11 protein-coding genes, 2 pseudogenes and 1 riboswitch are annotated in these 11929 nt (G+C 67.1%); of the genes and pseudogenes, 6 read left to right on the top strand and 7 right to left on the bottom strand.

The window, feature by feature from the left end; translation table 11 throughout:
- Positions 1 to 60: 60 nt before the first annotated feature.
- Complete coding sequence (locus JGS39_RS28455) at positions 61 to 828, top strand: transposase (RefSeq protein WP_219572462.1); 768 nt, start codon at positions 61 to 63, stop codon at positions 826 to 828.
- 61 nt (positions 829 to 889) lie between these two features.
- Here the strand turns inward: JGS39_RS28455 and JGS39_RS28450 are convergent, their stop codons facing one another.
- The gene (locus tag JGS39_RS28450) at positions 890 to 1318 is read right to left on the bottom strand and encodes a VOC family protein (protein ID WP_219572461.1); all 429 of its coding nucleotides are present in this window, start codon (positions 1316 to 1318) and stop codon (positions 890 to 892) included.
- Positions 1319 to 1511: 193 nt separating this feature from the next.
- On the opposite strand from JGS39_RS28450, the pseudogene JGS39_RS28445 reads away from it, so the two are divergent.
- Positions 1512 to 1876, top strand: a pseudogene (locus JGS39_RS28445) (ATP-binding protein); the annotation flags it as partial.
- A gap of 479 nt (positions 1877 to 2355) precedes the next feature.
- Here the strand turns inward: JGS39_RS28445 and JGS39_RS28440 are convergent.
- The 3 genes from JGS39_RS28440 to JGS39_RS28430 form a co-directional block, all read right to left on the bottom strand.
- Positions 2356 to 2577, bottom strand: a complete 222-nt coding sequence (locus tag JGS39_RS28440) for a hypothetical protein (RefSeq protein WP_219572460.1) — start codon at positions 2575 to 2577, stop codon at positions 2356 to 2358.
- Positions 2578 to 2654: 77 nt separating this feature from the next.
- Positions 2655 to 3521: a bifunctional 5,10-methylenetetrahydrofolate dehydrogenase/5,10-methenyltetrahydrofolate cyclohydrolase gene (locus JGS39_RS28435; RefSeq protein WP_219572459.1), complete on the bottom strand. Its 867-nt coding sequence runs from the start codon at positions 3519 to 3521 to the stop codon at positions 2655 to 2657.
- 22 nt (positions 3522 to 3543) lie between these two features.
- Positions 3544 to 3629: riboswitch (ZMP/ZTP riboswitch) on the bottom strand.
- Between the two features lie 246 nt (positions 3630 to 3875).
- Complete coding sequence (locus JGS39_RS28430; protein WP_219572458.1) at positions 3876 to 4340, bottom strand: MarR family winged helix-turn-helix transcriptional regulator; 465 nt, start codon at positions 4338 to 4340, stop codon at positions 3876 to 3878.
- Positions 4341 to 4370: 30 nt separating this feature from the next.
- Here JGS39_RS28430 and JGS39_RS28425 point away from each other — a divergent pair, with 30 nt between their 5' ends.
- Positions 4371 to 5441, top strand: a complete 1071-nt coding sequence (locus JGS39_RS28425; RefSeq protein WP_219572457.1) for a bifunctional NAD(P)H-dependent oxidoreductase/GNAT family N-acetyltransferase — start codon at positions 4371 to 4373, stop codon at positions 5439 to 5441.
- A gap of 788 nt (positions 5442 to 6229) precedes the next feature.
- Positions 6230 to 6820, top strand: coding sequence for a GNAT family N-acetyltransferase (locus tag JGS39_RS28420; protein ID WP_219572456.1), 591 nt, complete (start codon positions 6230 to 6232; stop codon positions 6818 to 6820).
- A gap of 267 nt (positions 6821 to 7087) precedes the next feature.
- Here the strand turns inward: JGS39_RS28420 and JGS39_RS28415 are convergent, their stop codons facing one another.
- Positions 7088 to 7567 carry a YbaK/EbsC family protein gene (locus JGS39_RS28415; RefSeq protein WP_219572455.1) on the bottom strand — a complete coding sequence of 160 codons (480 nt, stop codon included), beginning with the start codon at positions 7565 to 7567 and terminating at the stop codon, positions 7088 to 7090.
- 1073 nt (positions 7568 to 8640) lie between these two features.
- On the opposite strand from JGS39_RS28415, the gene JGS39_RS28410 reads away from it, so the two are divergent.
- Together JGS39_RS28410 and JGS39_RS28405 are read left to right on the top strand one after the other, a co-directional pair.
- Positions 8641 to 8880, top strand: coding sequence for a hypothetical protein (locus tag JGS39_RS28410; protein WP_219572454.1), 240 nt, complete (start codon positions 8641 to 8643; stop codon positions 8878 to 8880).
- 10 nt (positions 8881 to 8890) lie between these two features.
- Positions 8891 to 9082, top strand: a pseudogene (locus JGS39_RS28405) (IS256 family transposase); the annotation flags it as partial.
- 693 nt (positions 9083 to 9775) lie between these two features.
- Here JGS39_RS28405 and JGS39_RS28400 read toward each other — a convergent pair.
- Both JGS39_RS28400 and JGS39_RS41715 read right to left on the bottom strand, forming a co-directional pair.
- Positions 9776 to 10552 carry a crotonase/enoyl-CoA hydratase family protein gene (locus tag JGS39_RS28400; protein WP_219572453.1) on the bottom strand — a complete coding sequence of 259 codons (777 nt, stop codon included), beginning with the start codon at positions 10550 to 10552 and terminating at the stop codon, positions 9776 to 9778.
- A 44-nt stretch (positions 10553 to 10596) separates the two neighbouring features.
- On the bottom strand, positions 10597 to 11805 hold the full coding sequence (locus tag JGS39_RS41715; RefSeq protein WP_219572452.1) for a cytochrome P450 family protein: 1209 nt from the start codon (positions 11803 to 11805) through the stop codon (positions 10597 to 10599).
- Between the last annotated feature and the right edge of the window lie 124 nt (positions 11806 to 11929).

Here is an 11929-nt window from a genome sequence, read left to right as displayed (position 1 = left end):
CACAGGGCAATACACCTAGGACTGTCCCATAAGTGATCTTGCTCTGCGATGATCTCGCCCGTGTCAGGTGTGATCACAGCTTGCGAGTCGTTCTGGATAGCCCCGTTCACCGGGTTGAGCCCGCGCGCCTTCGGCAAGTTGCTGACCGCGCTGCGTCGTGAGGGTGCTGGCTCCTCAGGCCGGGGCCGGCCGTGGAAACTGTCGTTGGAGGACCGGGTGCTGCTGGTCACCGCGTATTGGCGGACGAACCTCACGATGAGGCAGCTGGCCCCGCTGTTCGGTGTGTCGAAGTCGGCCGTGGACCGGGTGATCGATGACCTCGGCCCGAGGCTTGCGCTGCATCCGCGCCGGCGGTTCGCCAAGGACGCGGTGCTGATCGTGGACGGCACCCTGGTGCCCACCCGGGACCACAAGGTCGCCGAGCAGTCGAAGAACTATCGCTATTCGACCAACCATCAGGTGGTCATCGACGCCGACACCCGCCTGGTCGTGGCGGTCGGCCGGCCGCTGCCGGGTAATCGCAATGACTGCCTGGCTTGGGCTGAGTCCGGTGCGAAGGCCGCCGTCGGCAACACGATGACCATCGCTGATGGCGGCTACCTGGGTACCGGGCTCGTGATGCCGCATCGTCGCCGGAAGGAAGAGGGTCTCCCCAGCTGGAAACAGGCCCACAACAAGTCCCACAAGCAGGTTCGCGCCCGCGTCGAGCACGTCTTTGCCCGGATGAAGACCTGGAAGATCCTTCGCGACTTCCGCCTGAAGGGCGATGGCGTTCACATCGCCATGCTCGGCATCGCCCGGCTGCACAACCTCGCCCTCGCGGGGTAACTCCCGTCCCGTACCGGACCAGAGAGGTCCAAGGGAGAGGGCTCGCCGGCTCGGAGGATGCTCAGTCGATACAGAACTCGTTGCCCTCGATGTCCTGCATCGGGATGCAGGAATCGTTGCCGTCATACAGCGTTTGCACGTGTACCGCCCCGAGCGGGACCAGCCGTGCGCACTCGGCCTCAAGCGCGGCGAGGCGCTCCTCGCCTACAAGTCCGGTGCCGACCCGCACATCAAGATGCACCCGGTTCTTGACCGCCTTCCCTTCGGGGATGCGCTGAAAGTACAATCGCGGGCCCACGCCTGAAGGGTCGATGCAGGCAAACCACGCGTCCTGCTCCTCAGGCGGCTGAGAGCGCTTGTACTCGTCCCACGTGGGGAACCCCTCTGGTGGCGGCGAAACGACGTACCCCAACACCTCACACCAGAAGCGAGCGAGGCGCTCAGGTTCTGCGCAGTCGAAGGTGACTTGGAAGTGCTTGACCGATGACATCGGCGCACCCTACCAAGAGCGCGCTGCTGCCCACTTCCCCAGATAGATCCCCACGCCGTCGAGACGTCGACCCCAACCCCGCCGAACCCTGGTCCGGATCGGACACCAGGAGATCAAGCTGAACAGGCCACGAGAACGACGCAACCCTGGCCCGTAGCTGCATGCCGAAGATCAGTTACGGGACGGCCCTTAGTGCGACGACCGGGCCCGACGCCGCTCGCAACGGCCCATCAAGGCGGCGGGCTTCCCGCGGGAGAAGTCTCTTCGGGCCTTCGACTTCGACGCCAACCCCAACATCGACGCAGCAACCGTCCACACTCTCGCCAGCTGCGAGTGGATCAAGAAGAGCCGGCCGCTCTGCCTGATCGGCGACCTTGGCACAGGCAAGTCCCACACACTCATCGCCCTGGGCACCGAGGCCGCCATAAAGGGGTACTGCGTCCGCTACACGCTGGCCACAAAATTGGTGAACGAGCTGGTCGAGGCCGCCGACGAGAACAGCTCAACAAGACGATCGCCCGCTACGGCCGCATCGATCTCTTTGAGACCGAAAGTCTCCGGGTTCGGCGTTGCCGGGTACTGCGATCAGTCGTCGGAGAAGGAGAGACAGACCGCTGTCGGCTCCAGCGTTACCTGGTTTTAGGTCTAACAGTCCGCTTGTCCGGTGGCGACCTCAGCTCCGCAGCCCCTGCAGACCAGGTTCAGGCCATGGCCGCCTGCAGGGCCTTGGCAGCAGCCCATTGATCGCATCAGGTCAGGATGCCGTTCAGTTCCGATCAAGTCGTTGGGGCGCACGATGAAGCCCGGGACGTCGTTGCTGAACTCGCTCAGCCGGAAATTTGAGGCATAGGTTCCGCAGGGCACGCGGGCCGGATGTGTTCGGACACCCGGATTTCCGACATCGGCACCGAAGGCGGCACATTCACCTTGGCGACCGGTCCGGTGCGGGGACGTCGGCAGTGGTCACACAAGAAGCGCGGCATTCTGTCGATTCTGCAGATCTAACACTGCCGTGACCAGCGAATTGATCCGGTAGGTCACGCATCGGACATGCGGCCGGGTTCTACGTGGTCGGCGGGATGGATCATGGTGGTCTCGGGGTCCATGCCGAACGCGGCAGCGACGGGCTTGGGGTCCATGGTGTTGACCAGCTCGAGGCCGGAACCGACTCCTACCGCCTCGCCAGCACCCGAGCCCGAGCCGAAGAACCCGCCACCGCCAGCTGACAGATCTGCGGACTTGCCTCCGTGACGGCTCACCGCCCTTACGAGCGGCGAGCCGTCACCAGAAGGACAGCCGACCCGACACGCGGTCTCCAGTTCTGGGCGAAAGAACTTCAGCGCTCGCGGATTCCTAGTTGGTTCGCGGCGGCTTCCACAGTCTGCGCGAGCAGGACGGCGATGGTCATCGGTCCGACGCCGCCGGGCACGGGAGTGATCAGACGGGCGCGGGTGCGGGCGGTATCGAAGTCCACGTCGCCGACATTGCCCGGGTTGTAACCGGCGTCGATCACCACTGCACCAGGCTTGATGTCCTCACCTCTGATCAACCGGGGCCGTCCCACGGCCGCTACCACGACGTCTGCTTCCCGGACGATCGCTGACAGGTCCGCCGTGCGCGAGTGGCAGTACGTCACCGTTGCATCCTTCGCGAGAAGGAGCATCCCCACCGGTTTGCCGAGAATCGCGCTGCGTCCCACTACGACGGCGCGCTTGCCGGCGAGTTCTACGTCGTACGCCTCCAGCAGCCGCATGATCCCGCCGGGAGTGCAGGACACGAAGCCCGGCAGCGCGAAGCTCATCGCGGCGAAGGAATGCATCGTGACCCCGTCGACATCCTTCTCCGGGGCGATTGCCTCGAACGCCGCTCGCTCGTCGATGTGCGGGCCGCAAGGATGCTGAAGCAGAATGCCGTGGACTTCCGGATCTCCGGACAGGTTGGCGAGGGTGTCGATCAATTCGGCGGTCGTGGTGGCGGCCGGCAGACCGATGTGCCGGGACTGGATGCCTGCCTTCGCGCACCGCGACCGCTTCATGCGGACATACGTGACCGACGCCGGATCCTCTCCTACCAACACTGTTGTCAGACAGGGACTGGTACCCGTGCGCCGTGAGATCTCCGCCGCCTTGGCAGCAGCCTCTCCGACGATGCGTTTGGCGAGACCGGTGCCATCCATGAGCTGGGCCGTCTGAACTGCGGACATCATTGCCCTCCAGGCGTTGCTTAGCACTCGCCCAGGCGCACGGCAACGACATCTCGTCAGACCGCTCCCCGGTGGTTCTCCACCTCAGCGCCAGTCACGGCCCACACCGACTCTAGTAGACGCCGCATCGTCACCAGACACCCATCAACGTCCTCGACCAAGCGCCTCACGAACCTCGGCCCCTCTGCGTTGACGTCGATTCTCGTGAACATTCCTGACGCGTCCACGCACCAGATGCCTCCCGGACTCACACATGCTGCTGCTGGAAGTGAACCAAGCCAACACGACGCTTGCCAGAACCAGCCTGGTCCGTCACCTCTCCTGCCGGCGTCAGCCTCCATGGCGGTTGCGTGACTACTGGTCGTTGGCGAGTTTCTGCGCGATCCGGTCGAGCGTCGCGAGTTCCTCGGGGTCGAGACGGTCGATGAAGTGCAGTCGTACGGACGCGACGTGGGCGGGGGCGGCGTGCCGCAGTGTTTCCCAGCCTGTCGGGGTCAGCGCGAGGAGGCAGCCCCGGCCGTCGGTGGGATCGGGTGCGCGGCGGATGAGTTCGCGTGCCTCCATGCGGGAGGCGTGCCTGGACAGGCGGCTGCGTGACCACCCCATTTTGGTGGCTTGGTCGTGGAGGGTGCTGGTGCCGTCCGGGTGCTCGGACAGGGTGCTGAGTACTTCGTAGTCCGGCTCGGACAAGCCGAGTGCGGCCAGGTCCTGTGTGGTGCGGACCTGGAGGGCGGTCACCATGCGGAGGTACGAGCGCCAGGCGTGCTCCTCCTCGGAAGTGAGCCATCGGACCGGGTCACCCATCTCATTCGTTGACATGTAACCAATCTACCCGCTAGTTTCGTTTCCATGACAACGAAACGCTTGCGTGTCCTCGTCCTGGTCTGCAGCACCCGGCCCAACGCACTGGGCCACACCGTCGGACAGTGGCTGGCCCAAACGCTCACGCCGAGCGCCGAACGCCTCGGCGTGGACCTGGTACCCATGGCGATCGGCGATCTGGGACTGCCATTCCTGGACGAGGAAGAGCACCCCTCGAGCGGAGTCCACCAACACGAACACACCCGGCGCTGGAGCAGGATCGTCGACGGCGCGGACGGCTTCGTCCTGGTGACACCCGAGTACAACTACGGCATGCCGGCCACACTGAAGAACGCTCTCGACTACCTGGGCCCCGAGTGGGCCTTCAAGCCCGTCGGTTTCGTCAGCTACGGCCACACCTCCGCCGGCACCCGGGCGGTCCAGCACGCCAAACAAGTAGTGACAACACTGCGGCTGGTACCCCTCGGAGCGACGGTCGCCCTGCGGATCACCGAAGTGGTACAAGGCGACCGCTTCGCCCCCGAAACGCGCCACGCGGACGCAGCGCAGGACCTGCTCGAGGAACTGGCACAGCTCGCACGGGCCCTGCGCCCCATCCGCGAGCGCGAGCACCCTTCGTCCGCCACAGGCCCGCTCCCCGGCTCATACGCGCGCCGGCTCGCCCCGGACGATGCCCCCCACGTGACCGTTCTGCAGCGCTGCTGCTGGACGGAGGAGGCACTCGCCAACAACACCCTGGCCCTGCCAGCGCTCCACGAAACGCCGACCGACGTGCGTTCCTGGCTGGCCGACTGGCACACCACGGGCCTCTGGCAGGACGGCCGGCTGCTCGGCATGGTCCGCACCCGCCGCACCGGCACCGACCTCCACATAGGACGACTCGCCGTCGCCCCCGACCTGCGAGGACTCGGCCTGGGCCGCTGGCTGCTCCACCAAGCCGAAACGGCCGGAGAGGAATGCCTGCGCATCGTCCTGTCCACCGGCGCCGCCAGCCAACGCAACCTCGCCCTCTACCAACGCCAGGGTTACGCGCCGCTGCCCGATACCCATCAGGACGGCACGGTGGACCTGGCCAAGTCCGTTGCCGCACACACATGAACACACACTTCGCAGACGGTCGGTCCGTCCGAAGGCGGTCAGGCGGCCGTCGGCTGACCACCTGACCCCGCACCCGGAACGCGCACGTCACGAGTGCCACTCATCCCAAGGCGTCATAGCGGGCGGACACCATGGTCCGCGCAATCTCGCGGCCCCCTACAGCCCCATAGCTCTACCGCCCCACTGCCACCGTCAGACCGCCACATCAGCCCGTACCCCAGAGGCCTGACTTCCCTCCACCGGGATGCAGGCAAGGCCGGGCCGGAGCCGGCGTGGCTGCGGCCCTGCACCCGGCGGCACCGACCGATGCTCGGTGCCAGAGACGACCCCGAGCCGCCGCACGTAGGCAAACTCGTCTCCGCCCCACCACCCCCAAACGGTGAAGCCGGGCGCGACCACCAAGCCCACTGTGAGGCCGAAGACGCCGAGCCCAGCCCAGAACGGCGGGCGGGGTGCCCGAAGCTGACCTGCACGCTGCCGTGATGCCCGCGTACCGATCCACGATGAGGCCCGGTTCCCCCAGATACAGGATGGGGAAACCAGGCCTCGGCGGTCAGGAGACCGTCGGCCCACCTCGCTCACCACCTCGGCGAAGTCCGCGTCGGCCCCCGCGGCGATGCACGACACCCCCACTCGGTTGCACCGTTGACTCCTGCCGCTGCCGCCCGCCCGACTACCAGCCTGAATCCCAATAGGCCGGGCATCAGAAGTGGATCTTGATCGATGGCGCTACGACCTCTATCGGAAGTGCCCGTTGAGGGTGCTGAGTAGCTGCAATCATCCGTGCCATGACAGTTGATGCGAACGGTGACAAGGCCGTCTTTCGGCGCGCTGCCGCCGAGCACATGGACAAGGTGCTGAGCGTGCTCGACGAGGCGGCGGGGTGGCTTGAGGCGCGCGGGGTCAGTCAGTGGCCTTCGCGCTTCGAGGCCGCGTGGGTGGAGAAGGCGCTTACCCGAGGCGAGACGTGGCTGGTGGAGATCGGGGGCAAGGTGGCCGGTACCGTCACAGTGGACTGGTCAGACCCATTGTGGGCAGACCTCGGCGGCCCGGCGGGATACGTGCACCGAATGGCCGTGCGCCGTTGGGCGGCCGGGCTGGGCAGCGTCATTCTCGACTGGGCAGGCGACATCGCCTTGCAGCGAGGTGCGAACGCCTTGCGGCTGGACTGCGTGAATTCCAATCGCCATCTGCGTTCCTACTATGAGGCGCAGGGTTTCGTGCACCGTGGTGACGTGCCGGTGGGTGGCGCTCCGGGCCAGCGGCAGGACGACGGCCCGGTCACCTGGGTCAGCCGCTATGAACAGGCCCTAACACGACGGAGAGCCGCTGACAGAGCCCCGGGTCTCGGGGAATCCGGCTTCGTGTCACTGCCGTGACCGCGCAGGGCCACCGCGCCCAGCACCAGTTGGCCCCGTACGACCTGTGTAGGCGTCAGCCCCTTCAGCGCGACCTTGATGAGCAGGAATCTCGAACCCTGGGCACATGCCGGCTCGACGAACTGCGCAACAACCTTCACCCGGGAATCGCAGGCCCCCCTCCCGGGTCCCCGTGGCCGCGCTCATTTCCTGGATCCGACCCACCGTCCGCCGCCGAACGGCCCCAACAGCCCCCAGCTCGCCAAGGCGAGCTGGAAGAGCGCCGGACTACTCCGCGGCGATCGACGCCACCGCGGGCTCCACAATCCGCACGTAGTCCTCCGTGGCCATCACTACGGACCGGTCCAGCCGCCCCGCGTTGAACGCGATTTCCTCGTGCGCCGCGAGGAAATCCGCGTCCGCGATCACGGGTAGACCGTCCCCGGAGAGCCACAGCGGCGGAATCGCGCCGATCGCGCAGCCGGTGAGCTGCTCGGCCAGTTCCGACGGCGCGAAGCCGCCCTTCTTGCCCTCGACGGCGGCGACGATCTTCTTCAGGTCTGCGCGCCGGTCGCCCGCCAGCACGGCGAGCACCGCCGGCGAGTCGATCCCCTTCACCCGGCAGACGAGCGCCTTTGCACCCTGTGACACCATCGTCCCCCGCACGGCGGACACCTCCTCCGACCGCCCCTCGGCCATGTGTTCGACAATTCGGTACCGGGCCTTTTCGCGGTCGAGGATGTCGATGATCTGCTCGAACGGGCTCAACTATGGCCTCCTACAGGCTCTGCGTGCGTTCGGCCACGGAGCGGCGCGGCAAAGCGCCGCTCCAGCCAGCTGACGAAGGCGTCACATCGGGTTTGCCGACGCCACGATGTTTGTTCTGTCCCCGACCGGCTACCGCAGCAGCTGCGACAGCCCCGCCCGCAGCACTGGCCCCGACGAAGGCCACTCCCCCGAATCCACGCAGCGATTATGCCATCCAGACAAGGCCGCTCAACGGGGTTCGCGGCACACTCATGCTGCAACTCCCCTCAAAGAGACACGATCAGGTGCCGACCGTCGTACGTGCGGACGTGGGCGCTTCGGCCGAATCCAGAGGTTTGCACCCGGCCGCGCGGTGCTCGCCACTGTTGATGCCGGTGGGTGGTGTTCCCGGCCAGCGGCAGGACGACGGCCCCGGTCACCTGGGTCAGCCGCCATGAACGGCTCCTGCAGTGAGCTGAGTTGTGCGTCATAGCCACTCGTTGATGGCCGCGACCAGAACGGTCGCCTCGTAGCGGACCACGCGCTTGTCGTAACGTGTCACCACGGCGCGGTGCCTCTTGAGGCGACCGATACCGCACTCGACCGCCTGCCGCTCGCGGTAGTCGACCGGGTCTGACGTCGGGGGTGCAGTTCGTCGGCCAGCGTGAGGAAGCTTTCGATCTCGTACCGCTCCACCAAGCTCCCCGTTCGAAATGCGGTGTGTCCACTCGCACTTGCGGTTCAGGCCGATGGCTCGATGAACAGTAGATCGTCCCAGTAATACAGGTCCAGCCCCTGTCCACCCGCCTGCCTGTGCCACCCCCAGCGTGACCGCCGACCAGCGCGTCGACTTCCTCCACGTTCGTGCCCCGCCACCCACCACCACCGGCAAAGCCACCCGCGTCACCCTCACTCACGACGACCTCACCCACCCCGACACCACCTGACGTCCGATTCAGCAGGTACTTTCGACAGAACTCATGCCTCAGCCATTTCGACGGGGGAACACTGTGAACAGCCCGGGCCGCATCCCGTACTTCCGCTGGCAGCGACACTTACCGCGCCTCTTACAGGACCGGAGCGCCGGCCTGATCATGGCCGCAGCAGCGGTCATTGCCCTCTCGTTCAGCGTCATCGGCGGTCTCGCTCAGCACTCTGGCCCATCATCAGATCCGTGCCAGCGGGCCCGCGACATCGCCGACGAAGCCCGCCCCGCCGACGGAGTGGTCGACTCCGGACCTGAGCGCGAGCAAGCCATCGAACCAGCAGGGGACTGGCTCGACGCCGCGACCGAATGCCAGCAGCGCAGCGGCGACCCCGGCCCCGGGTTCTAGCCAGCCACACCGCAGCCGAGCGACCAGGGGCGCCGGCGGCGCGGCCGTGGCCGTGGTCTTCACGCTCGTCGAGTCTGCCCAGGCCCGCTGGCAGGCGGTCAACGCACCCCACCTCGTCTCCCTCGTCCGTGCCGGTTCCCGCCTCGAACGCGGCCATCTCGTCGAACGCCCCAGCGGCCAGCCCCCGTTTACGGCAGCATGAATGATCACCACCGCCTGATCCGGTCTCTGAGAGGTACCTATGAGGCTGCTGCTGAGCTCCTGGTTCTGACGCCCGGCAACCGACCGTCGGCCCTGCTCGACACCCTGGCCACCGGCAGGGCGGACATCATCTTGAACGCGCTCGACGTGTACGGCCACTCACGCAGTCGCGACTACTCCCGCGAGAGACGGCACCCTGGAGACCTTCGGTCACTCGTGCGAGGAGCTCGACCTCCGCGACTACGTCGCCACTCCCGAGGAACTCCCCGAACGTCTGCAGGGCTTCGACCTACTCCGGTCGTTGGGGGCAATGCGTTCGTGCTGGCCCGTTCCATGCCCCAGGCAGGATTCCGCGACGCCCTCCAAGCCCAACTGCATCGCCCCGAGTTGACCGACGGCGGGTGTGAGCCGGCTCGGAAGATCGCCGGGGTGCTGGAGGCACCACAGTCGGCCGCCGTGACGGCGGGGCCGCAGCGTCGGTATACCCCCGGGCCGTGATACCTGATCTCCGGGGGCCCGCGGCGTCTCGCGGTGCGATGCTTACCCTTTCGTCATCCAGAGCCTTGACGGACAGCGCTTCGGATCCCAGCGGTCGCAGCAGAGGGCGAGGAGCCTGTGGGCCACTGTGCCCTGTGCGTCAGTCAGTTCCGCCAGGCTGGTCACGGTGCCTTCCTCGTAGGTGTCGGCGCTGGGCTCAGCGGGACCATGCCGGGGACCTCTTGTCGCGGAAGGCGCGAGTGCCTTCGGCCGCCGATGCCGTGGCGAAGACGGGTTCGGTGAGCGGGTCCTGGACGGTGAAGGCCGTGTAGTCGTCGAGGCCGCGAGTGGCATCGACTACTTGCCTGGTGATGCGGGTCGCTTGCGGAGAGTGGGCTCGGATGCGGCCGGCGAGAGTCATCGCCGCGTCGAGGGCCTCCCCCTCGCCGGTGAGCTGGTTGACCAGCCCGTGCCGGGCGGCGTCGGCGGCCGGGAGTGCCGTTGCGGTCAGGAGCATTTCCATGGCCAGGTGATGAGGGAGACGGGCAGGAAGGCGGATGGCTCCTCCTTCCGAAGCGATGAGACCGCGGGCGACTTCGGGCAGGGCAAAGAACGCGGTGTCGGCGGCGGTGATCAGGTCGCACGCGAGGACGAGTTCGAATCCGCCCGCCACCGCGGCTCCTTCGACGGCGGCGATGAGCGGCTTCGACCGGTGAGCTCGGGTCAGGCCGGCCAGCCCCCGGTCTTTGACGCGCGGTACTCCCTCGTCGGGGAAGGCTTTGAGGTCCATGCCGGAACAGAAGTGGCCGCCCGCGCCGGTCAGGACGCCGACCTCCAGTCCCGGATCGGTCTCCAGGAGAGTGAGCGCGGTATCGATGGCGTCGGCCACAGTCTGGTTGATGGCGTTGCGGACGTAGGGCCGGTTGAGGGTGATGACGAGGACGCCTTCGCGCCGCGCGGTCAGCACCACTGCTTCCTTGGCTTCCGTGTTCATCGGGTGTCCTTCCAGATCAAAGGGGCGGGCGGTCGCCGCAGGAGTCATCGCCGGACGAGAGGGAGCGCGGCAAGTCCGCGCATGACCCGGGCTGGACGCCAGGGCAGCTCGTCGGCAGGCTTGGCCAACTGCACCGGGCCCAGGCGTTCCAGCAGCAGAGGGAAGGCCACCGCGCCTTCGAGGCGGGCGAGGGCGGCGCCGATGCAGAAGTGGGGGCCGTATCCGAAGGCGAGGTGGTCCCCCGGTGTCCGGGCGAGGTCAAGCCGGTCGGGATCCGCGAAACGCCGCCCGTCCCTGTTGGCCGACCCGATCAGAAGGCTGACGATCTCTCCTGCACGGATGGTCTGTCCGTGCAGGTGGATCGATTCGCCCGCGCAGCGGAAGGTCGCATCACGCACCGGGGAGTCGTAGCGCAGGAGCTCCTCGACCGCGCCCGCCACAAACCCCGGCCCCGCCTGAGGCGCGGTCAGGCGCTCGGTCTCGGCGGGGTGGTGCAACAGTGCGAGCATCCCGTTGCCGATCAGATTCATGGTGGTGTCGTGGCCGACCAGCAGGAGAAGGTAGGCGGTGGAGCGCAGCTCCTCCTCGCTCATCGCGCCGCTCTGGTCGCCGGCCCGGACCAGGGCGCCCAGCAGGTCGACACCACCGCTCTCCTGACCCGACCGCTTCCCGGCAATCAGGGCGTCCAGCAGGTCATGCAAATCCCGCTCGGCCCGGCCCTGGTCTGTGGATTTGTCGGGGGCGATGGTGGCCATGAGTGTGTCCCTGGTCCCGGTGTTGTCCAGGTGCTGGGGAACGCCGAGGATCGCGCAGATCATTCGGAAGGTCAGCGGGGCCGCGAAATCCGCGATGACGTCGATGTGCGCGCTGTTCTCGACCCGGTCCAGCAGACGGTGTGCGGCCTCGGTGATGAAAGGTTTCAGCAGGGCAATGCGGCGCGGCACGAACGCAGTGTTCACCAGAGCCCGCAGCCGTGTGTGGTCCGGAGGATCGGCGTGGACCAGGTGCCGGTTGAGCCCCGCCGGCCCCGGCACGTAGCCGTCAACCCGGCCCGGGTCCTTACTCAGACGAGGATCGGCAAGCAGGGCACGCACGTCCTCGTACCTGGAAACCTGCCACACCGCGGGCCTGCCGGGTCTGCGCTCCACGTGAGCGGGCGCGTGGCGGCGCAGCCACGCGAAGTACGGGTACGGATCTCGCACCCGCGCCGCGAGCAGGTCGGCGGGCGGCGGGGCGGGGGATTCAGCAGGCACGGCGTCTCCGGCTTGACGTTGATCAACAGACACCACACCAACGAATGCGTACGCGATGAGATGCGAGACTCACCGGAACGGCCCCCACGAGGACGCATGGTTAAACCACCGGCCGCTCCCCCGA

The sequence above is a fragment of the Streptomyces poriferorum genome (genome assembly GCF_019399235.1).
Classification (GTDB): domain Bacteria; phylum Actinomycetota; class Actinomycetes; order Streptomycetales; family Streptomycetaceae; genus Streptomyces; species Streptomyces poriferorum.
This window is presented reverse-complemented; position numbering and strand designations above follow the sequence as displayed.

Bases quoted from the DNA above. Each gene is read 5' to 3' on its own strand.
- JGS39_RS28450 (WP_219572461.1), bottom strand. From the start codon at position 1,318: ATGTCATCGGTCAAGCACTTCCAAGTCACCTTCGACTGCGCAGAACCT.
- JGS39_RS28435 (WP_219572459.1), bottom strand. From the start codon at position 3,521: ATGTCCGCAGTTCAGACGGCCCAGCTCATGGATGGCACCGGTCTCGCC.
- JGS39_RS28430 (WP_219572458.1), bottom strand. From the start codon at position 4,340: ATGTCAACGAATGAGATGGGTGACCCGGTCCGATGGCTCACTTCCGAG.
- JGS39_RS28425 (WP_219572457.1), top strand. From the start codon at position 4,371: ATGACAACGAAACGCTTGCGTGTCCTCGTCCTGGTCTGCAGCACCCGG.
- JGS39_RS28420 (WP_219572456.1), top strand. From the start codon at position 6,230: ATGACAGTTGATGCGAACGGTGACAAGGCCGTCTTTCGGCGCGCTGCC.
- JGS39_RS28410 (WP_219572454.1), top strand. From the start codon at position 8,641: ATGGCCGCAGCAGCGGTCATTGCCCTCTCGTTCAGCGTCATCGGCGGT.
- JGS39_RS28400 (WP_219572453.1), bottom strand. From the start codon at position 10,552: ATGAACACGGAAGCCAAGGAAGCAGTGGTGCTGACCGCGCGGCGCGAA.